At 58.1% G+C, this 18,882-nt stretch carries 15 protein-coding genes; 7 read left to right on the top strand and 8 right to left on the bottom strand.

Features of this window, described 5'->3' with window-relative positions:
- The 4 genes from PMI34_RS10295 to PMI34_RS10310 all read right to left on the bottom strand — a co-directional run.
- A partial coding sequence (locus PMI34_RS10295) for a DUF6531 domain-containing protein (RefSeq protein ID WP_008051362.1) occupies nucleotides 1–3,383 on the bottom strand: 3,383 nt, incomplete at its 3' end.
- Between the two features lie 5 nt (nucleotides 3,384–3,388).
- On the bottom strand, nucleotides 3,389–3,856 hold the full coding sequence (locus tag PMI34_RS10300; protein ID WP_008051361.1) for a DcrB-related protein: 468 nt from the start codon (nucleotides 3,854–3,856) through the stop codon (nucleotides 3,389–3,391).
- Between the two features lie 36 nt (nucleotides 3,857–3,892).
- The gene (locus PMI34_RS10305; RefSeq protein WP_008051360.1) at nucleotides 3,893–4,474 is read right to left on the bottom strand and encodes a DcrB-related protein; all 582 of its coding nucleotides are present in this window, start codon (nucleotides 4,472–4,474) and stop codon (nucleotides 3,893–3,895) included.
- 12 nt (nucleotides 4,475–4,486) lie between these two features.
- Nucleotides 4,487–6,340: a type VI secretion system Vgr family protein gene (locus PMI34_RS10310; protein WP_008051359.1), complete on the bottom strand. Its 1,854-nt coding sequence runs from the start codon at nucleotides 6,338–6,340 to the stop codon at nucleotides 4,487–4,489.
- Between the two features lie 711 nt (nucleotides 6,341–7,051).
- Here PMI34_RS10310 and PMI34_RS10315 point away from each other — a divergent pair.
- From PMI34_RS10315 to PMI34_RS29355, 4 genes are all read left to right on the top strand, one after another.
- Nucleotides 7,052–8,410, top strand: coding sequence for a DUF6861 domain-containing protein (locus tag PMI34_RS10315; RefSeq protein WP_008051354.1), 1,359 nt, complete (start codon nucleotides 7,052–7,054; stop codon nucleotides 8,408–8,410).
- Nucleotides 8,407–8,682: a DUF6966 domain-containing protein gene (locus PMI34_RS28815; protein ID WP_157222731.1), complete on the top strand. Its 276-nt coding sequence runs from the start codon at nucleotides 8,407–8,409 to the stop codon at nucleotides 8,680–8,682. The genes PMI34_RS10315 and PMI34_RS28815 overlap by 4 nt, the downstream gene beginning before the upstream one ends.
- Nucleotides 8,683–9,251: 569 nt before the next feature.
- A complete protein-coding gene (gene tri1 / locus PMI34_RS10320; protein WP_008051352.1) occupies nucleotides 9,252–10,367 on the top strand; it encodes an ADP-ribosylarginine hydrolase Tri1 in 1,116 nt (371 codons plus the stop codon).
- A gap of 76 nt (nucleotides 10,368–10,443) precedes the next feature.
- On the top strand, nucleotides 10,444–11,352 hold the full coding sequence (locus PMI34_RS29355) for an immunity protein Tsi6 family protein (protein ID WP_008051351.1): 909 nt from the start codon (nucleotides 10,444–10,446) through the stop codon (nucleotides 11,350–11,352).
- 47 nt (nucleotides 11,353–11,399) lie between these two features.
- Here PMI34_RS29355 and PMI34_RS10325 read toward each other — a convergent pair whose 3' ends face one another.
- The 4 genes from PMI34_RS10325 to PMI34_RS10340 form a co-directional block, all read right to left on the bottom strand.
- The gene (locus PMI34_RS10325; RefSeq protein ID WP_008051349.1) at nucleotides 11,400–11,624 is read right to left on the bottom strand and encodes a hypothetical protein; all 225 of its coding nucleotides are present in this window, start codon (nucleotides 11,622–11,624) and stop codon (nucleotides 11,400–11,402) included.
- Nucleotides 11,625–11,696: 72 nt separating this feature from the next.
- On the bottom strand, nucleotides 11,697–12,170 hold the full coding sequence (locus PMI34_RS10330; protein ID WP_008051348.1) for a hypothetical protein: 474 nt from the start codon (nucleotides 12,168–12,170) through the stop codon (nucleotides 11,697–11,699).
- 5 nt (nucleotides 12,171–12,175) lie between these two features.
- Nucleotides 12,176–12,916 carry a hypothetical protein gene (locus tag PMI34_RS10335; RefSeq protein WP_008051346.1) on the bottom strand — a complete coding sequence of 247 codons (741 nt, stop codon included), beginning with the start codon at nucleotides 12,914–12,916 and terminating at the stop codon, nucleotides 12,176–12,178.
- A 221-nt stretch (nucleotides 12,917–13,137) separates the two neighbouring features.
- Nucleotides 13,138–15,303, bottom strand: a complete 2,166-nt coding sequence (locus PMI34_RS10340; RefSeq protein WP_008051344.1) for a M48 family metallopeptidase — start codon at nucleotides 15,301–15,303, stop codon at nucleotides 13,138–13,140.
- A 699-nt stretch (nucleotides 15,304–16,002) separates the two neighbouring features.
- Between PMI34_RS10340 and PMI34_RS10345 the strand changes: the two genes are divergently transcribed.
- The 3 genes from PMI34_RS10345 to tssC all read left to right on the top strand — a co-directional run bounded on the left by PMI34_RS10345 (nucleotide 16,003) and on the right by tssC (nucleotide 18,870).
- Nucleotides 16,003–16,755, top strand: coding sequence for a hypothetical protein (locus tag PMI34_RS10345; RefSeq protein ID WP_008051342.1), 753 nt, complete (start codon nucleotides 16,003–16,005; stop codon nucleotides 16,753–16,755).
- A gap of 68 nt (nucleotides 16,756–16,823) precedes the next feature.
- Complete coding sequence (gene tssB / locus PMI34_RS10350; protein ID WP_007978739.1) at nucleotides 16,824–17,357, top strand: type VI secretion system contractile sheath small subunit; 534 nt, start codon at nucleotides 16,824–16,826, stop codon at nucleotides 17,355–17,357.
- Nucleotides 17,358–17,367: 10 nt separating this feature from the next.
- Complete coding sequence (tssC, locus tag PMI34_RS10355) at nucleotides 17,368–18,870, top strand: type VI secretion system contractile sheath large subunit (protein ID WP_007978737.1); 1,503 nt, start codon at nucleotides 17,368–17,370, stop codon at nucleotides 18,868–18,870.
- Nucleotides 18,871–18,882 lie beyond the last annotated feature (12 nt).

Below are 18,882 nucleotides of genomic sequence, written 5' to 3'. Positions count from 1 at the left end.
TTCTGCTCGGTCCGACCCTTGATATCTGAAACCTTGGCAACCCGCCGCCCCAGGCTGTCGTACCGATACGAACCAATACTCTCCAATTTGCCATTGACCAGCGTCTCGGCCCGCACCAGCCGATTCTCACAGTCATAACAAAACGTCTGCAGCGTACCCATCCCGCTGCGTTTCTCAATCAGGTTGCCCCACGCATCGTAGGCATATTCCTGATCCCGCCAGCGCTTGAGGCGGTTGTCCTTGACGTGGTCGAACTGGCTGGTGTTGAAGTTCAGCCGGTTCGCTGCCGCGTCGTACCTGAACTCCTCACTGTCCACCAGCTTGCCCGTGTCACGGCTGTGCAACTGGCCGTTGGCTTCGTACTCGTACTTGATCTCGCCGCGCAGTTTGTCGAGGGTGCGGGTCAGTTCGCCGGCCGGGTCGTAGTGGTGACGGCGGTGGATCGGGTTGTAGGCGTGTTCGACCAACAGCGCAGGTTGGATGCCTGGATTGTGAATTTGCGAGAGCTTTTCCGCCGGCAGGCGCGAAGCGAACTGCCAGCTCTTGCGACCCATCGCGTCGTAGCCAAAACAACTGGTGAGTTTGCCCTGTGTACGCAGCACCTCGCGATGCAGGTCATCGCGTTCCAGGTCACTGATGAGCTGGCCGTCGAGGTTGAGTTGGTGCAGGTGGCCGCTGCCGTAGTACAGGTGATTGAGGTGTTGGCCGGTGGGCAACGTCAGCGTGGTGAGGTTGCTCAGTGGGTCGTATTCGTAGGACAAGGCGCCTTGCGCTGTGGTCTCCTGGATCAGGCGGCCGAGCAGATCGTAGGAGAATTCGAGGGTTTCTTCGCTGACGCCCAGTTGCTTGCCCTGCGCGGTCGGCAGGCGCTGGATCGACAGCAGGCGATCAGCGTCGTCGTACGCGTAATCCTGACGGGCATCGGCATTGAGCTTGGCCAGCAACCGGCCAGTGCCATCGCGCTCGAATTCGGTGCGGCGCTGTGGCCGCTCGCCGCGTTCGCCGTAGCCGCTTTCGTCGATCTGGGTCAGCTGCCCGCCGAGGTTGTAGCTGAAGCGCCGGGTCAGGTTGTCGATGCGTTTTTCTTCGATCAACCGGTCGGACGCATCGTAGGCGAACTGGTACGCCGCGTTGTTTTCGTTGATCAGTGCAGTCAGGCGAATCGCCGGGTCGTACTCGTAGCGAATGCGCTGGCCCTTGGCGTCCTGGCGGCTGCTCGGCAGGCCCCGGGCGGTGCGTAGCAGGCGCGTGGTCTGGCCTTTGCCGTCGGTATGGTTGAGCACCTGGCCGAGGGCGTTGTAGGTGAACGATTCGGCGCTGCCGTCCGGGTGATGGATACGCAGCACTTCGCCGTCGGGCTTGCGTTCCAGCGTGGTGGTCTGGCCCAGCGCGTCGGTGACGGCGACCAGGTGCTGGCGCTCGTCGAAGCGATACGTGGTGTTTTTACCCGAGCAATCCTGGAAGCGCTCGACCTGGGCCAGGGTGTTCCACCACAGGTATTTGGACTTGCGGGTCGCATCGATGATGGTGTGCGGCAGGCCGTCATCGCCGTTGAGGTATTCGGTGGTGTGACCGAGGGCGTCGACTTCGGCGATGAGGTTGCCCTTGTCGTCGTAGCGGGCTTGCCAGGTGCTGCCGTCGGGGTAGTCCACCTGCGTGACCAGCGGGGTCAGGTGGTGATAGCGGTACTTGATCGTGCGCCCGAGCGGGTCGGTCTCCTCGAGCAGGCGTGCGTACTCGTCGTACTTGAGCGTGATCCTGTTGCCGTCAGGCAGCGTCAGGCCGGTCATGTTGCCCGTGTCATCGATGTCGATGACGTAGTGCTCGCCCCCGAAATCGCGGCTGGCGGTGACGCGATGATCGGCGTTGTAGTGAAGCTCGGCTTCGCGCCCGAGCACGTCGGTGACCCGGGTGGTGCGGCCCTTGATGTCGTAGCGGAACTGGAAACGTTCGCCATCGCTGGTCCAGTGTTCCACTACCCGTTGCTGGCCTTCGAGGTGTTCCCAACGGTAGTTGCAGGTCAGGCCCAGGGCGTTGCTGTGGCTGGTCATCACGCCGTCGATGTAGCTGAAACGACGCAGCGAATCGCCGTTGCGGTTGATCACTTCAGCGAGCTGGCCGTTGTCGTCGTAACGGTACTGCACCAGGGTTTCAACGGCCTCGTTGTCGACCACACGCCTGACGTCGGTCAGGCGGCCCAGCGGGTTGTCGTAATGCAGGTGCACCCGCACGCCCCCGGTGGCGCTGATGTCGGTGAGTGTGCCCTCGGCGGTGCGGGTGAAGTGCAGGAAGTGGCCCAGGGCGTTTTCGATGCGTTGCAGCGGTACCGGGACATTGTCGTCCGCGACTTCGCCGAAGTAGAAAAAGCTGTTGTCGAGGGTTTGCAGCAGATAATGACCGCCTTCGGTGCAGACCAGATACACCTGTTCATGGGGATTGTAGATGCGCTCCCCCGGCTGCACGTCCACGAACGGAACGCTGCGCCCCTGATTGTCGGTGAGGTACACGAAGGTGCCGCTGCGACGCAGGCTTTGCTCCCAAGGCAAGACCCAGCCCTTGCCGAGCGCACTGTCGACACTCAGGTCGCTGGCATAGAAACGGGACCATTGGATCGGCATCAGGCCCGGCAGGCTGAAGTCGGTTTCGTCGGTAATGACCTTGCGGCCGGTGGTGGCGTCGACGGGGTTGCCGATCAGGCCACCCACCGCGCGCTCGATGGCCGGTCCCACGACGTAACGCGAGGCAACCTCACCGGCGACAAACCCGGCGGTGAATTTCAGTGCGCAGGGCATGATGGCTTTCATGCCGGCCTGGGTCCCGGCCTTGATCAATTGAGCGATACCGCCCGCTGCACCGGCGACCGCCATGAGGATGTCGACCGTGGTCCGCAGCCAACCGGGAATCTCGTCGTCCACCGGCAGGTAGCGATAGGTTCCGCCACCGATGAAGACATTGTCCGAGCCGCTGGAGAGTGTCGCGCCGCAGGTCATCTTGTCGCCCTTGCGGGCGGCGGCCGTGCCGTTGATGAAGACGTTGGTCGAACCTTCGGCGACCTTTACCGGACCGGGATGCTTGTCGCAGGCACCCGTGCTCTTTTCGACGTGGGCAGCCTTGCGACTGTTGATGAAGACGTTGGGCGACGCAGTGACGATCGTCCCCGCGGGTGAAGAAAACATACTGCCTATCTTCTCCCCGGCCGCGGTGAGCAGGCTACCTCCGACGCCTGCGGCCAAACCCGCCAACAAGGCCACGCCAAACCCACAGGTGAACGTCGCGATCGCCACCGTGGCAATCAGCGCAATACCGAGCGCCGCGCCAATGAGAAACCCGCCCAGGGCGCTGGTGTGCGACAGTTCATCGCCAAACCTTGCGGCTTCGAACATGGCCGTTACTCCTGTGCGCTGGAGTCGGTCTTGGGGCCGCCGGGCTGGCGAGGCTGAAAGCTCGCCAGCAGGTCTATCCAGTTCTGATTCTGCTCGCTGCTGAAGTCAGCCTGGGCTGTGGTGGAAAAAATGATCGCGCGTCCAGGCTCGATCAGAAACGCCGCCTGGCGCTGATAGAAGGGTCGGCCATCGGTCATGTAATACGCATCGATCTGCACGCCCTCGATCGGCGCCGTGGTCGACAATGCAACGGCCTTCTTGCCCAGCAGCGTATAGCCACGCAGCCTGGACGCGAGCATCTTGATCTGACGCTCGACGTAGGCTTTGAGCACCTCGCCGGGCAGCAATGTGTCACGGGAAATGGTGATGCTCAACGGTGCTGGAATACTCGCCCCCAACACAAACATGTTTACCGTGCGGTCCTGAAAACCTTGCGGCAACGCGATGCTGCCTTCCTGCAACTCATAATCCATTCTGGGTAACTTCCTTGAATCAAAAAAATTAGGCGTTCAGCGCACGGCAAGGCCGTCGAGCATGCCGTCAAAATCAACCAGCCACAGACTGAGCACGGGCCGGGCCGGATCAATCTCGCAAGCAATGCTCAGCCATTGTCCATCGTCACGCCCGGCGACAGGCACCAGGGCACCGACAAGGCGCGCGTGACGATCGGCATGACCGGTCTTGAAATGCAGATCCACGGCCTTCGCCGCACTGCCGGCCACGCGGACATCGCGCTGGCGGATAATGCGCACGTCCGGATGCTCCTGGCGAAACGCCTGCACCGAGGCCTCGAAAAGCTGCTCCAGGGTCTGCCCCTGTTGCACATCACGACGCCTGATCGTCAGGCTGACCGGCTCGCCTTCGTGCTCAAGGGTGGTCTGGACTTCGCGGAAGTTGAACCCCGTCGGAAATGCCAGGTTGAAACCACCGAAGGTGAAACTGCTGGGCGTGTCTTGCAGCGCCACCACCGGCTCGGGTTCCGGCTCGGGCTCGGGCTGGACGAGGAGCGCGTTCTGCTGGGCAAGGCGTTCGGCCTCCTCCCGCGCAATACGCTTTTCGGAAATGCGATCGTAGAGACTGACCCTGGTCATGGCGCCGTTACCTCAGTCATTGACCCTGACCTCGGAACCGGTGATCTGGGTCGTGCCGGTGCTCGTCGTGGTGATCGCCTTGCCTTTGATCTCGATGCCGTCCGGCGTGAGGGTGATGCTGCTGTCCCCCACCTGAAGAATGATGTGCTGATTGGCACTGACCTGAATGAACTGGTTGTCGACCTGAATCGTCAGCGAGCCTTCCTGGACATTCATCACCGTGTCTTTCTTGATCGTTTCGGTGTGCGTGCCACCGACCTTGATCGTGCGATTGCTACCGACGGTATGGACTTCATCGACCTCGATCTCGGTGTCCATGTTGCGCTCGGCATGCATGATGATCTGCTCGGCACCTGCTTTGTCTTCGAAGCGGAAGAAGTTCGCCGTGCCGCCGTCACCCTTCATCGACCGGGTCAAAAAACCGCTCTGGGTCTTGTTCGCCGGCAACGACCAGGGCGGGGTGTTCTGGCTGTTGTAGAGGCTGCCCATGACCAGCGGGCGGTCGGGGTTGCCGTCGAGGAACACCACCACGACTTCATCGCCTACCCGGGGAATCTGGATGCTGCCGAAGCCGCCGCTGGCACCGGACTGCGCGACGCGGACCCAGCAGGAGCTCTTGTCGTTGTGCTCGCCCTTGCGGTCCCAGTGAAACTGCACCTTCACGCGGCCGAGTTCGTCGGTGAAGATTTCCTCCCCCGGCGGGCCGACGATGATCGCGGTTTGCGGACCCGAGATGGTCGGGCGCGGGGTGGTGAGCTGAGGGCGGAAGACGATCTTTTTGCGCACGCAGGAGAAGGTGTTGTAGTAGCTCGCCTGGTGCCCGTTTAGGTAGTTGTTGTGGCCTTCGCTTTCGACGCTCATCAGCAGGAACTGACGCTCATCGGCTGAGCCTTGATCGTGATCGTAATGCTGCAGCAGTTCAAAGGTATAACCGGGCTTCATCGCGCGGCAGTTACTGGCGCCATGAAAGCTCTTGCCCTTGAGCTCAAGAGCTTCGACCCGCAACCGCAGCAGCGCTTCGCCTTCGTCGTAGGTGCCGTGGGTGTATTGGCCGGGGAAGTCATAGATTTCGAATTCGTCGACATCGCCCTGCTTGTTCAGGCTCTTCATGGCGACCGGCAAGCGGTTGGACGGCTGACGATAATCGAAGGTCTGGACCGCGATCTTCCCCGACTGCAACTGGCGGTTGCCGCTCCATTGGGTGATGGAGTCGGCGGTCTCGGTGACCGATGCCGTGTGGAAACGGATCTGCGGCTGCTCAGGCAACGGCACCAACGTAGTGGAGTCGTCACAGATGATCATGGTGTGGCCTTCGGCGGTGTGCTCGAAGTAGTAAAACATCCCCTCTTCTTCCAGCAGGCGCTGGACAAAGTTGAAGTCGGATTCGCGGTACTGGGTGATGTAGGTGTAATGCTTGAGCGGTTTGCTCAGGCGGAACTCGTGCCGGGAAAACGCGGTGCACAAGGCAAACACCTGGGTGACGACATCTTCCACCGTGCAACCCTGGAAAATGCGCGTGTCGAAACGATTCTTCAGCATGGAGAACCAGGGGTTCAGCGTCGCCGTGTAGCGGGCCATGCCACCGTCGCTGCCGATACTGGCAAAACGCGTGAGGTAGCCCGCCAGGTAACGAGGCGTGGTGTCTGCCAGCTCGATTTCCAGAACCACGTGCTGACCCATCATCGACTTCAGCTCGACGTCGGAGTCCTGGCACACCAGCAGCAACTCGAAGTTGTACGCACGCGACAGACCTTCAGTCCCCTTGAAGGACTCAAGCAACAATTGCTGTTCGGGGTTGGCGAGGTTCTTGAACTTGAACAGGCGCCGATTCTGCGGGGAAAGCATTGCGGCAAGGTCCATCAACATGTGTATCTCCTTGAAAACAGTGGAAAGCTACCGCCCTCTCTCAACCACTGCGCATAACGAATCAGATAAGAGGGTCAAAACCCTGTTTGCCACATCATCGATCAGGGCGAACACCTCGCCGCCCCATGTTTTCGGACTGTGGCAATTTGCAAGTCTTGTAAGCGACTGCCTGTAAAAACGCTTCATTTTCATCGGGGTTGTTTAAACGCCGAGTGAAATTCCTCACACGAAACAGGCGCCAGAAACTGCGACCGCAAGACAGTATGAAAGTGCCATCACTCAGTAAAATATCTGAGAAATTTGTCACACTTTTGCAGGCATCACAGATGCTCGAACGCGGGAAGGAGACACCCATGTCATGCACTGTGTCAACCCGCACGCCATATATGCGCGCACTTCCACGCACCTGGAACTCAGTTCAGGATAATCCCTGAAAAATAATTATCGCCACACTGGCCGACCAGAAACGCTGATATATCAAGGATGAACGGGAAGTTAGCGGCCACGTGTTGGCGACCAATGCCTTATTGCCATCATTGCCGAATGTAACGCGAATAACAAAAATGGGATCCATGTTGAAATCTTCTACCCGCCCCACAGTCTGAAGTGCGGCTGATGGCCATCACTTTGGCAATGATGTGAAGTCGGATATTCGACAGCTCGACCGCAGCAACAAGGAAGCGCCTTTCCCCCAAGGACAGTGACGAGTAAATGGATCTTTTAGCCAACGTGCCCAGCTGGGCCGATGTCGAACGCAACCTCGACCAGAAATTCAACGAGCTGAACCAGGGCGTTAACGACGGCTTGCAGAGCGTGCACGACAACTGGAACGGCTTCACCCGGCGTGTCAGCAATGGCGCGAGCCAGGCCTACGGCTACATGGGCGGTCGTCGCATCGATGCGGTGCATCAGGCGATGACCCTCTCCTACCCGATCATCCAGATGGACCTCAAGCGCAAGTGGGCCTCGATTGAAATCGAGCAGATCCTGCCGGTGCTGCTGCAACTGGTCAAAGAAGTCTCGATGATTCTCGGCGGCAGCGTGGCGATCGGCACCGTGGCCGGCGGCGCAGCGGGGGCCTTCGCATTTGGCGTCGGCGCTGGCCCTGGAGCAATGGTGGGTGGCGGAATCGGGTTACAAGTCGGCAACCTGATTCTCATGGCCCTGGGCCTGTCCGCCATCGCCGAATATTTTTACCAGGGCCTGCCCGCCTGCCTCTCGACCTTGCAGGAAGGCATCGCCACGGCCTGGCACGCCGAAGAAGGCCTCAAGCCGTCCGGCCTCGACCCCAGCGGCGGCTCCGCTGCACTGGTACAGGAACGCATCGAACGCGCGGCACGACAACTGGCTCGCGGGCAGGAGCAGCTTGTACTCCTGTTGCTCACCGCCATCGTCACCTACCTGACCCGGGGCCAGATGAAAGCCGGTGTGATGAACAGCATGGAAAACATCGCGACCCGCAGCGCGAAGCTTCAGGCGGAGATATCGAACAAGCAGTTGGCGGGCTGGCTGGCAAGGAATGAGCAGAAGTTGCTGGCTCGGGATGAGTTGCGGGTGAAGGAGCCAGCTCCTCTGAACAAGGTCGAGAAGCTCTCACCGGATGCTCCAACTCACAAACCACAGACCGTACAAAAGCTAGAAGAAATACCCCGTCACAAGCTTGGGAAGATCACAGGTACATACTCAGCTGTCGAACCGGGGCCACTGGACCCAAGGCTTGCAGAGACCTTCTCTGGAGGCCGATACACTTCAGTGATTCTCGAAAACGATACTGTATTAAAAAGAGCAGGGGTGGAAGGACAACCACTGGGACAGTTTTTCGGACAAGAGACCCCGTCTGGGATACTACAAACTCGCATCGACAAAGCAGTTCTGCCAGAATGGCCAGGGGGCGGTAAATCCCCAATCGATACTGTTTTCGACGTTAAAATTCCGGCCGGCACGGAAGTTTACATAGGTGAGGTTGGCTCCCAATCTGGCTTCTATGTTGGCGGCACAGAGCAAATCGTCGTCGTTAAACCTTGGACAATCGAAGGCGTTGAGATAATGGGATCGAGCCCTCTAAAATGAAAAACATAGCTGAGATAACAGCAATCTTAGAACGAATTTCCGAGTTACTACGCATTGGCGGAAAAAACGAATGGGCAGAGCGTATTGATCAATACAGATCAGAGCTACCTGGAGATACAGCGCATGCAATATCCAAAATCATCACACTGTATGGTGGTCTTGGCTCTATCAACGATATTGTTCTGTACAGCAATGGACAACCTATGATTCAAGAGAACAATGAGTTGGATCAACTTCTTTCAAAGCTACATGATCGTTGCGTGGGCAGTTAGATTTTTATGGTCTTCGACATGCATCAATGTCGAACGCGGCATCAAGTACGGAAACGCATCGACCAAGTGGCACGGCAACTGACTCACGGGTAAGAGCAGCTATTTTTTGCTGCTCACCGCCATTTTGCGGGGCTTGATGAAATTGGGTAAGACGAAAACATTGCGACGGAAAGTTCTGGACTTCACGGGCACATAGCGGACAAGCAGTTTACGGACTGTTATTGGCATATGGGACACCCCCAAAAAGACACTGAAAGACCTGATTAAAAAACATCCGGAGATCGCCGCATTTGGCATCCTCCACTGTCGCCGAGACTGATGAGTCGCTAGCAAAAACCGAGCAACGAATCTGCAACAAACTACCTGCACCCTACAAATAGCTTCTTCTAAACTATGCAGGGTAGAAAGCCGGATCATGGGAAATATATATCTTCTACGAAATGGACTTCGACGACATCAATAATGGAGTAATAGTTTTCCATTTCTCACCAAAAGAATTAAAGCGCTTTTACCATAAGGGACGCTTTGTCGTGAAACATCATTGCCTCGCACCGAGAGGTTAAAAAAACATGTTTGATCTCAGAAGCTCAAACGAAGCGCTCACCCAATACACTGAGCGATACGACCACCTGCTCCCACCGCCCTCTCCTCAACTGCGCCAGCGCATGGATTACATGTTGCAGCCGGACGCACCCAGATTTCCGAACAGGAAACCTGAGTGGCTGACTTCCAGGCCTTGCACCCTCACTGAAGAGCAGGCGCTGGACCGCGCCAAGGGTTGCCTGTTGGGGCTCGCGATTGGCGACGCCGTGGGTACAACGCTCGAGTTTCTGCCCCGTGATCGTGAACATGTCAGTGACATGGTTGGCGGTGGCCCCTTCAAGCTGAAACCGGGTGAGTGGACTGACGATACGAGCATGGCACTGGCTCTCGCAGACACTTACGTGGCAAACAATAAATTCGATTTCCGCGACTACACGCAGAGGCTTTGTCGCTGGTATACAAATGGCGAAAATAGCCATAACGGAAAATGCTTTGATATTGGCAACGCCACTCGCGCTGCGCTTGAAGGTCGATTGGCGCAGGGCGTCGACTGGTACGGCAACGATCATCCATCCACAGCCGGCAACGGATCGATCATCAGGCTGGCACCGACCGCCATCTTCCGTCGCCACTCCTTGTCCGGTACCTGGCGAGAAAGCGCGGCACAAAGCCGCTGCACTCACAGGGCTGCAGAAGCCGTAAATTGCTGCGAACTGCTCGGCGCTCTACTGCACCTGGCCCTCAATGGCGCGGACAAGGAAGAAACCTTGTCGTCAATGGTTCGCGCCTTGTATCCCCGCCCCTTGATCATCAACGCTGGCGAATACAAACAAAAAACCCGCGATCAGATCCGCTCCTCCGGCTACGTCATCGATACGCTGGAAGCAGCTCTGTGGGCGGTCTGGAACACCGACAACTTCAAGGATGCAATCCTGGTGGCGGCCAATCTGGCGGACGACGCCGACAGCGTGGCAGCGACCGCCGGCCAGATAGCCGGGGCGCTGTACGGGGTGACGGGCATGCCTGAAGAGTGGGTCAAAACGGTCGCCTGGTCAGAACACATTCAGGGCCTGGCGCAAAAGTTATTCGAAAGCGCCCCACTCCATGACGAGATGGACGAAGTGATTTATGGGAATCGCTGAAGCGGCAAGTACTCCCTGGAAATTCTTGTCAGCGGATAGTTTTACTCAAAATCAAAACCCTTGAACGGCTACCTCCATGTCAAAACTACTGCAGCGCTTGAAAACCTTTTTCGGACAAAAGCCCGCTCCTCCACCCGCCCCCACCGAGCAGGTTGTCGATGCAGCCACCTTGACCGAAGTGGACAAGCCACCTTCCCGAGTGGAAAGGAACCTGTCCTGGCTGCCGATCAATCGAGAGCCAGAAGTGTTTGTACCGCTGATGCCCCCCGCCTGCCCGGACCTGACGCTTGTGGATGCCCTCCTCTTGCAGCGTTATCGGGTATTCGTCATCGCAAATGACCGGTCCGGATGGACATCAGAGACGACGATAGACCGCGATAAAGCCAGCCAACTGGCTCGTGACCTGTACGGCAAAGGGACGGATATTGGTTATTGTCGAGGCACCGAATCCTCGTTCGAAATTTATTGGCTTGTGCAATGTGCGGCGATTGTTTCGCTGCTGTCCCATGGACCAGAATCTGAACAATTTCTCACCTATAGAAAACACGTTGATTCAAATCGAGACTCTGCCCGGATCGGAGAGCAGGTTCGAATGTTTGATCAATACGTGGCGTCGCGCAGCAATCAAAGCGCTGGTACCGAGAGGGACCACCTCTTGAAAACGCCGATAACCGCCCTCGACTACATCGACAATGCGATAACAATCACCGCGCAGAGATACAACGGCTGTCCAGAATTCCAGATTTACTCAAGCTCGTTAATCCAGTTGCAATTCATCAAAAACGTGTTGCTGGGCGTTGAAAAAGATAAAGCCCGGTTGCACCAATTGACCATCGGCGTTTGGGCCAGCAAAGAGTTTGAAGCCGACGATCCTGAACTTGCTGGCGTACTGGGGGATGCCTTCTACATAGGCATTCAGATCGCACGCGGCCTGAAGATTCAGCTGCCTAACGGGTTGCCACCGGAAAGTCTTCCTCGTACATAGCATTAAATACTGGGTATCGAGTTTCTTATCGCCCCGGCAGAACTGAATCAACTGTAACTGGCCCAGCGCTTTTTCTTGTCGAGCTTCGCATCGGGCGAAAAGAAGGAGCGCGAAGCCACCTCAGGCATGGGGGCGTCGTCTTCCAGCAGCAGATTCAAGTGCTCGGGCGTCCGCAACAACGCCGTCTTGTTCGCCCGCTTGAGCATGCGCAACGAGAATGGCAGCAGGCACGCCATCAATACGACCAGCCCCCCGCCAGCAACCAGTATCATCAATTTGCCGATGCAGTGGCCGGCGCTGGCGATTGCGGTTGTCTGCGCAGTGATTGCCTTGCTGAAGCAAGCTTACCGACCGCTCGCCAAGGGCGGTCGCGTTTCGACTTGTTCAAGGCTTACACGGTAGGTGGTGTAAGTGTCGCCGTCTTCAAGGTAAAGGTTGCTCTGGTAATTCGAGACTGCGCCTTTGAGTTTGATGTACAGGCCGTTGGAGACACGCTGGATTACCACGTCTTTCAAGTCAGTGTCCGAGACCAGGAAGGGCGGGGTCTTTCCGAGGAGCACCTTCATCGTCTCATTATTCCTGCCGTCGCCATTGTTGACGTAGAACCTCAGGCTTTTGGGCTCATCTGCATCCCTGGCATCTTGAACGATGTAGATCGACTGCCCCGGAATGAAGTCTTGCTTCAGGACTATCTCAGAAGGAAACTCCGGTTTGTGCAGGTACGCATAGATGAAAACGCCTACAAGGCAGAGCAAAAAGATAATCGCGAGATACTTTTTAACTCTGACTACAAGCGTTTGCAATTCGGTCTTATTCATGGGATTCAACTGTAATCGAAGGTGAATAGCACCAAGCCTTCAATCGGCTCGTAGAACATGACGATCATGTCTGCGCCGGCCGTCCGGTAATGCCAGCCCGGAACGCTTGCCACGTGGAAAAACCGGTTATCCGCAGGGCTCAGGGGGTAGACATTCGAATCACCGCGGTCGGGGTCCAGTTCAACGATGTGCATTGGAAATTCGACCGCCTCCACCCAGTTGGCGCAGCCATCGACTTCGCCGCCCAGTTGCGCGACAAATTCCACTGCATACAACGGTTCGCTATCCTCACGCGCCAGCACACCGCTGGTTTTAAACCTTTCAACGGTGGCGGCAAAAGCGCTGTGCTGGTCGGCGTAGTGCCGCTCCAGATCCGCTCTCGCCTCCGGGTGAGGATCAGCCAGCTGTGCATTCCCCTCGTGCAGAAAGAAGTAGCGTGGATCGCCGCACAAGCGATAGCGCCCTTGCTCGACCTTGAAGCCGATCCAGTTGGTTTTCAGCAGGTAGCCATGGCACCCGTCCCACTCGGTCAGCTCGCCGACAAAGCCCTCGTACGGTTCCAACGGGCTGAGCATGTGCAGCACGCCCGACCACTCGGGGTTTACGGTGCTGATATCCAAGCTGAACAAAGGGTGCAGATGGTTGGCCAGCTCCAGTTGATCGGCGACAAACACGTCTTCAACAGGCGGGAACGGCAGCATGCCGGTGGGGACTTTGCTGAAGTCGGGGGTGTGATCGTCGGTCATCAGAGATTCATCCTTGTGGGTCGCCACGGAATGAGCACCTTGGGTATCAATGGCTGTCTTGGTAAGCGCCCAGCGTGGCGCAGTGGCGACATTTGAACAGGTAGGCGGTAGGCCCATGATCCTTATCCAGGACATTGAAGAACGCTTGCCACTGCGGACCGTCCTCCAAGCCTGTTGAGTCATTGAACCCGGAACCCCACGCTTGCCAATACTGAAAGCCTTCAAGCCTGCTCGAATCGCTGCTGCAGCAAGTGCCGCGCAGTGCCTGCATTCAGGTAGGTGCCAATCAGGTCCGCCAACTCCTGGTCCTTGAGTTTTTTGTCGTCACGGCAGATTTGAAGCAGCTGCAACTGGACCCAGCGCTTCTTCTTGTCGAGTTTCGCATCCGGCGAAAAGAACGAACGCGAGGCCAACTCAGGCATGGGGGCGTCGTCTTCCAGCAGCAAATTCAAGTGCACCCCGTGCCCCACTTGTAGACCAAAATCGGCGACGTGCTGTATTGGCAATGGCGCCTTGAAGTTGGCGAACACGAAGTGCTCGGGCGTCAGTAGCAACGCAGTCTTGTTCGCCCGCGTGAGCATGCGCAAGGAGAGTGGCAGCAGGAACGCCATGCTGATCAAGAGCAGAATGCCAACCAACTTCATTGTGGAATCCGCGTCCACGAAAACCTGCGGTAACAGGTACGGCAGGATCAGCAGGCCCAAACCCAGCAACATGAAGAGCGAGAAGCAACCCAGGGTAATCCACCCGCGCAATCGTGCGCCTTCATGCAGTCGGACTTCCTCCGTGGCATTGCCGGCATGGCTACGCAACGCTTGCACAACCGCCGCATCCTGCTCCACGTAGTGGCCGAGAAAGTCCTCGGTAATGCGCGCACGCAATGCCTGGGGATCGGCGAAATAGTGATCCATCGCGGCGCTGGCCTGTGCCGCGATGATCGGGCGGGTGCCGCGGCTGACGGCCTCTTCGACCGTGACTTGCAGGGACGCCAGCCGCTCGCGGTTGGAGGGGTGAGTGTCCGACGGATGAGGCAGGCTGGCTGCCATTTCCTCCTCGGGCAGGGTCAGCGGCTGCGCGGTCAACTCCTGCAGTACGCTGCCTGGCAAGTCGCGGGTCAGGACGTGCTCGGCACTGGGGTTGGTCGCGCGGACCACATGGGTCGAGACACCCTGGTGCAACAAGGGGTCGATGGCAGAGATGCGCACCAGCGCCGAAGCGATGGCGATATTCCCCGTCAACTGCGCACCTGCCGCGTCCGCCGCCAGCTCCCGCACGCGGCTCCAGTGGCTCACCGCATGATCGAAACGCTCCATGAAATACTCACCGAGCATGAAAGCCGGCCACAGCGTCGTGCGTTGCAGCAGATCGCTTTGCAGCATGGTTTCGGCAATCACCCCGAGACTGCGGCCGATCCCCTCGTAGATCGGTACGAAGCGCAGGCTGTACTCGGTATCGGCACCGGCGAAGTGCGCCAGTTCGTGACCGATGACCGCGCCGGTTTCTGCCGAATCGAGCAAGCCCAGGTACATCATCGGCAGGTGCAGGGTGCGGCCCTTGAGCGCGGTGCCTGACGGGAGCAGGTTGACGTCGCTGGAGGTGACGTAAAAGCCTTCGGTCATGCCCAGCACGATGTGCTCGGGTGCCAGCGCGCCGAGCTGGTCCGCCAGTTCGCGAACACAGGCCCACAGCGCCGGCGCCTGTTGCGGTGTGACCACCTGGCCCAGAACGCTCATCGGCGTGGACTGGAACATGCGCAGCATGACCGGCAGCTGCTTGCCCATCTGCCAGATCGAATACAGGAAACCGAGCATCAGCATCAGCACGATGAGCATCAGCTTGAATTCACCAGTGGCCATTTTCCCCATGTGCCACAGCCCCAGGCCTTCGAAACCGAGGATGGCCGCTACCGCCGCACCCATGGCGACGATGTGCCCCACCAGCAGGTACGGCAACAGACGGCTCACCCGGCTGAAGGTGTGCAGCAATCGTTCACGGGAATGACTCGCGCGGGCACCGGCCCAACGCAACCCCGACAGACCCAGTACGCCGACCAGCGAGGCCAGCAGGCCGAGGGCGATGACGCCCTTGGCCAGGTTGTTCATCACGGCTGCCACCGGTTGCAGGATGGTCAGTTCATGCTCGGCTTGGGTAATGAGCGACAAAGCCTGGTGAACACCCATGCGTTCACCGTTGATATCGACCTTGGCCGAGCGTGAGAACGGCTTGGCGACCATCGCTTCGATTTCGGGACGCATCACGCCCAACTCGGCTTTGGCTTCGGCGAAGTCCCGAATGCTCTCGGTACTGCGTTGCAACTCCCAGACGCCAAACAAACCAAGGCAAAGCGGCAGGAGAATAAGTACGGCAATGAGTTTCAACGTTCTCATGAGACAGGGCCTCAATAGTCGCGTCGCCTGACATCCGTGGCGAGCATAAATTCCATTTAACAAAGGCCCGAAAGCCCTCACGCTATTGCACGGCCCGACATGAAAGTTACGGGGCGCACTCGTACCCGGCGCGTTATACAGAAATATCGACGGTATGTAACGCCAAATTGCCCGAACACTCGTTCAGCAATGGAAATGACTACTTGTATATCCCGGATATCCTGAGATGCCATCACTTCCTTGCCGGCTATATGACACTTATCCTTCAATCTTTTCTTTAACAGACCCTCAAGCGGGCATTGGGTGAACCGGTTCACCTTTTTAAAATTATTTACAATTAAAAATTGGATCCACTACGCCTCTGAAACCTTTGAATTGACTGGCTTTCAGGACTATCTGACAGACACATCCCACAAATAGTGGCACGAAGGCATCATTGCGACATGTAGCAAAAACGAGAAAAAATCCGCCCCCCGAATGAACTTTTCGATACGACGTGTTGCCATACACGACGTTACTGGCAACTCAATATCCATATGCCATCACCACACTCCCGGTTGTTTCCGGCATTGTGATTTTTTGATGACGAACACCAGTAATCACTTCTCGTGGACGGATGTCCATTTGAGAATCAAGTCACTCGACATACTCTCCGGTTTTATTCCAGGAAGGTGCGAAGTGCTCAAGGACGATGTACCGATGACTCAAACGTTTTTCGATGTTGAAGCATTGATCCAGCTGCGAAGCCAGACCCGGGCCATTTCCGATGCGCTCAAGGCGCAGGCTTCGGATTATCTGGCGACCCTGGCTTTGCTGATTCGTCCGCAAGCGTTTTTCGGTGAATACCTGCAAGGCGCGCAACGCAGCAGCGGGCGCGAGACCCAGCACCATTTCAAGGAACTCAAGGAGTTCTTCGACCGCATCGGTTCGGCCGCTCCGTTCCAGCTGGTCAATGAACTCGAAGTGCCCCTCAACCTGCTCAGTACCACCCCGCAACTGTTTGCGCTGGAGTACGACAAGGTGCTGTCCCAAAGCGGCCAATCCATTCGCATCACCAGCCCCGTGCGCTGGGTGGTGGGCTTCAGTTCGTTCGACCTGGCCCGTTTTCGCACCGTCATCAAAGACCCCAATCGCAGCAGCGCCGAGCTGTACCGCTTCGTGGTGCACTACCTGGTGCTGTTCTACTGCCTGAGCAAGTCGCCCGGCATCAGCCGCCTGCTCGAAGGCCTGCGTTTCCCCGTCAGTTTCGAACGCTTGAAGGAGTTCGGCGACCTGCCCTTCTGCGTCATCAGCTCGCCGGTTCGCTCGCAGTTGCCCGACGAGGCCGTGATCCGCAGCAGCACCCAGATCGCCGGCAACACCAGCTTCGAAGAGCTGGTGGGGCACGCCAACATCATGGAAATGAACGATGAAATCCGTCAGCGCCTGCTGCTGACGATCGAAGGAATGTAACGCGCTCGGCCACCCATTGAACCGACACGCAAACGACTTGCAGCGAATTGTTCGCACAGGAGATCACGATGGCGAAGAAGGAAAGTACCCAGCACAAACTCGACCGCGTTCGCGCGCCTCGGGTCCATATCACCTACGACGTGGATATCGGTGACGCTCAGGAAAAGAAAGAGCTGCCCTTTGTCGTCGGTGTGCTGGGCGATTTCTCCGGCAACCCGCTGGAGCCGCTGCCGAAACTCAAGGACCGCAAGTTCATTTTCATCGACCGCGACAACTTCAACGGCGTGCTCAAGGGCATCAAGCCGCGCCTGACCTACCGCGTCGACAACACCCTGGCGAAAAACGGCACGCAGTTGGGCGTCGAGCTCAACTTCAACGCCCTCGAAGACTTCGAACCGCAGAACGTGGTCAAGCAGGTCGAACCGCTGCGCAAGCTGCTGGAAGTGCGCAACAAGCTGGCGGACCTGCGCAACAAGATGGGCGGCAACGACAAGCTCGAAGAGCTGCTGATGGACGTGTTGCAGAACACCGAGAAGTTGAAAACCCTGGGCAAGGAATTCGGCCGTGAAGCCGCCGTTCCGGCCACCGACGGCAAAGCGTAGGAGCCTGACGATGAACGACAAGCAAACCGTGACTCAACAGGACAGCACGCTGGTTGAAGTGGACAGCTTCACCGCGCAATCCTCGTTGCTCGACAGCATCATTTCCGAAAGCCGCGTGGCCCGTTCCGAGACTGAACGCACCCGTACCCGCGACCTGATCGGCGAACTGGTCAACCAGATCCTGGAAGGCGAAATGACGCCGAGCAAGGACCTGATCGCCGTACTCGATGCGCGCATCGCCGAGATCGACGCGATGCTCTCCGAGCAGATGAACGAAATCATGCACGCCAGTGAGTTCCAGCAGCTGGAAGCTTCCTGGCGCGGCCTGAAGTATCAGGTGGACCAGACCGAGACCAGCACCACGCTGAAGATCCACTTGCTCAACGCGTCGAAGAAAGACCTGGTGCGCGACCTCAAGGCCGCTTCCGAATTCGACCAGAGCGCGCTGTTCAAGAAGATCTACGAAGAAGAATACGGCACCTTCGGCGGTGCACCGTTCGGCATGCTGCTGGGTGACTACGAGTTCAACCGCAGCCCGGAAGACATGTACCTGCTCGAAGAGATTTCCCACGTCGCCGCGGCCGCCCATGCGCCGTTCATCTCGGCGGCTTCGCCTGAGCTGTTTGGCTGGGATTCGTTCACCGACATGTCCGGCCCACGGGATCTGGCGAAGATTTTCGACACCGTCGAATACGCCAAGTGGAAGTCGTTCCGTGCCTCGGAAGACTCGCGTTATGTCGGCCTGACCCTGCCCCACGTGCTCGGTCGCCTGCCTTACGGCCCGGATACCACGCCGGTCGAGGAATTCAACTTTGTCGAAAGCGTCGACGGACGCGACCACAACAAGTACCTGTGGATGAACGCCGCCTACGCGCTGGGCACCCGGGTCACCGATGCGTTTTCCCGTTACGGCTGGTGCGTGGCGATTCGTGGCGTCGAGGGTGGCGGCCTGGTGGAAGGTTTGCCGACCCACACATTCAAGACCGATGACGGTGAAATCGCCCTCAAGTGCCCGACCGAGATCGCCATCACCGACCGCCGTGAAAAAGAGCTGTCGGACCTCGGTTTCATTCCGCTGGTGCACTGCAAGGGCACGGACTACGCCGCGTTCTTCGGCACCCAGTCGGCGCAGAAACAGAAGCAGTACAACACCGACATCGCCAACGCCAACGCCCGGCTTTCCGCGCAGTTGCAGTACATCTTCGCCACCTCGCGCATCGCCCACTACATGAAGGCGATCATGCGCGACAAGATCGGCAGCTTCGCCTCGCGCAAGGACGTAGAGCTGTTCCTCAACAAGTGGCTGTCGAGCTACGTGTTGCTGGACGACACCGCGAGCCAGGAAGCCAAGGCCAAGTTCCCGTTGCGCGAAGCCCGCGCCGAGGTGTTCGAAGTGCCGGGCAAGCCGGGGGTGTACAAGGCCGTGACCTACCTGCGCCCGCACTACCAACTGGACGAGCTCACCGCTTCGTTGCGCCTGGTCGCTGAATTGCCGCAATCGACCCGCGGCTGATCGAGCGCATTG

The organism is Pseudomonas sp. GM74 (assembly GCF_000282455.1).
In the GTDB taxonomy this organism is placed as follows: Bacteria; Pseudomonadota; Gammaproteobacteria; order Pseudomonadales; family Pseudomonadaceae; genus Aquipseudomonas.
Note: the sequence above shows the minus strand (reverse complement) of the source record. Positions and strands in the feature narration are given on the sequence as shown.

Excerpts from the sequence above, each read along its gene's own strand:
- PMI34_RS10300 (WP_008051361.1), bottom strand. The coding sequence starts at position 3,856 with ATGGATTATGAGTTGCAGGAAGGCAGCATCGCGTTGCCGCAAGGTTTT.
- PMI34_RS10305 (WP_008051360.1), bottom strand. The coding sequence starts at position 4,474 with ATGACCAGGGTCAGTCTCTACGATCGCATTTCCGAAAAGCGTATTGCG.
- PMI34_RS10310 (WP_008051359.1), bottom strand. The coding sequence starts at position 6,340 with ATGTTGATGGACCTTGCCGCAATGCTTTCCCCGCAGAATCGGCGCCTG.
- PMI34_RS10315 (WP_008051354.1), top strand. The coding sequence starts at position 7,052 with ATGGATCTTTTAGCCAACGTGCCCAGCTGGGCCGATGTCGAACGCAAC.
- PMI34_RS28815 (WP_157222731.1), top strand. The coding sequence starts at position 8,407 with ATGAAAAACATAGCTGAGATAACAGCAATCTTAGAACGAATTTCCGAG.
- tri1 (WP_008051352.1), top strand. The coding sequence starts at position 9,252 with ATGTTTGATCTCAGAAGCTCAAACGAAGCGCTCACCCAATACACTGAG.
- PMI34_RS29355 (WP_008051351.1), top strand. The coding sequence starts at position 10,444 with ATGTCAAAACTACTGCAGCGCTTGAAAACCTTTTTCGGACAAAAGCCC.
- PMI34_RS10325 (WP_008051349.1), bottom strand. The coding sequence starts at position 11,624 with ATGATACTGGTTGCTGGCGGGGGGCTGGTCGTATTGATGGCGTGCCTG.
- PMI34_RS10330 (WP_008051348.1), bottom strand. The coding sequence starts at position 12,170 with ATGAATAAGACCGAATTGCAAACGCTTGTAGTCAGAGTTAAAAAGTAT.
- PMI34_RS10335 (WP_008051346.1), bottom strand. The coding sequence starts at position 12,916 with ATGACCGACGATCACACCCCCGACTTCAGCAAAGTCCCCACCGGCATG.
- PMI34_RS10340 (WP_008051344.1), bottom strand. The coding sequence starts at position 15,303 with ATGAGAACGTTGAAACTCATTGCCGTACTTATTCTCCTGCCGCTTTGC.
- PMI34_RS10345 (WP_008051342.1), top strand. The coding sequence starts at position 16,003 with ATGACTCAAACGTTTTTCGATGTTGAAGCATTGATCCAGCTGCGAAGC.
- tssB (WP_007978739.1), top strand. The coding sequence starts at position 16,824 with ATGGCGAAGAAGGAAAGTACCCAGCACAAACTCGACCGCGTTCGCGCG.
- tssC (WP_007978737.1), top strand. The coding sequence starts at position 17,368 with ATGAACGACAAGCAAACCGTGACTCAACAGGACAGCACGCTGGTTGAA.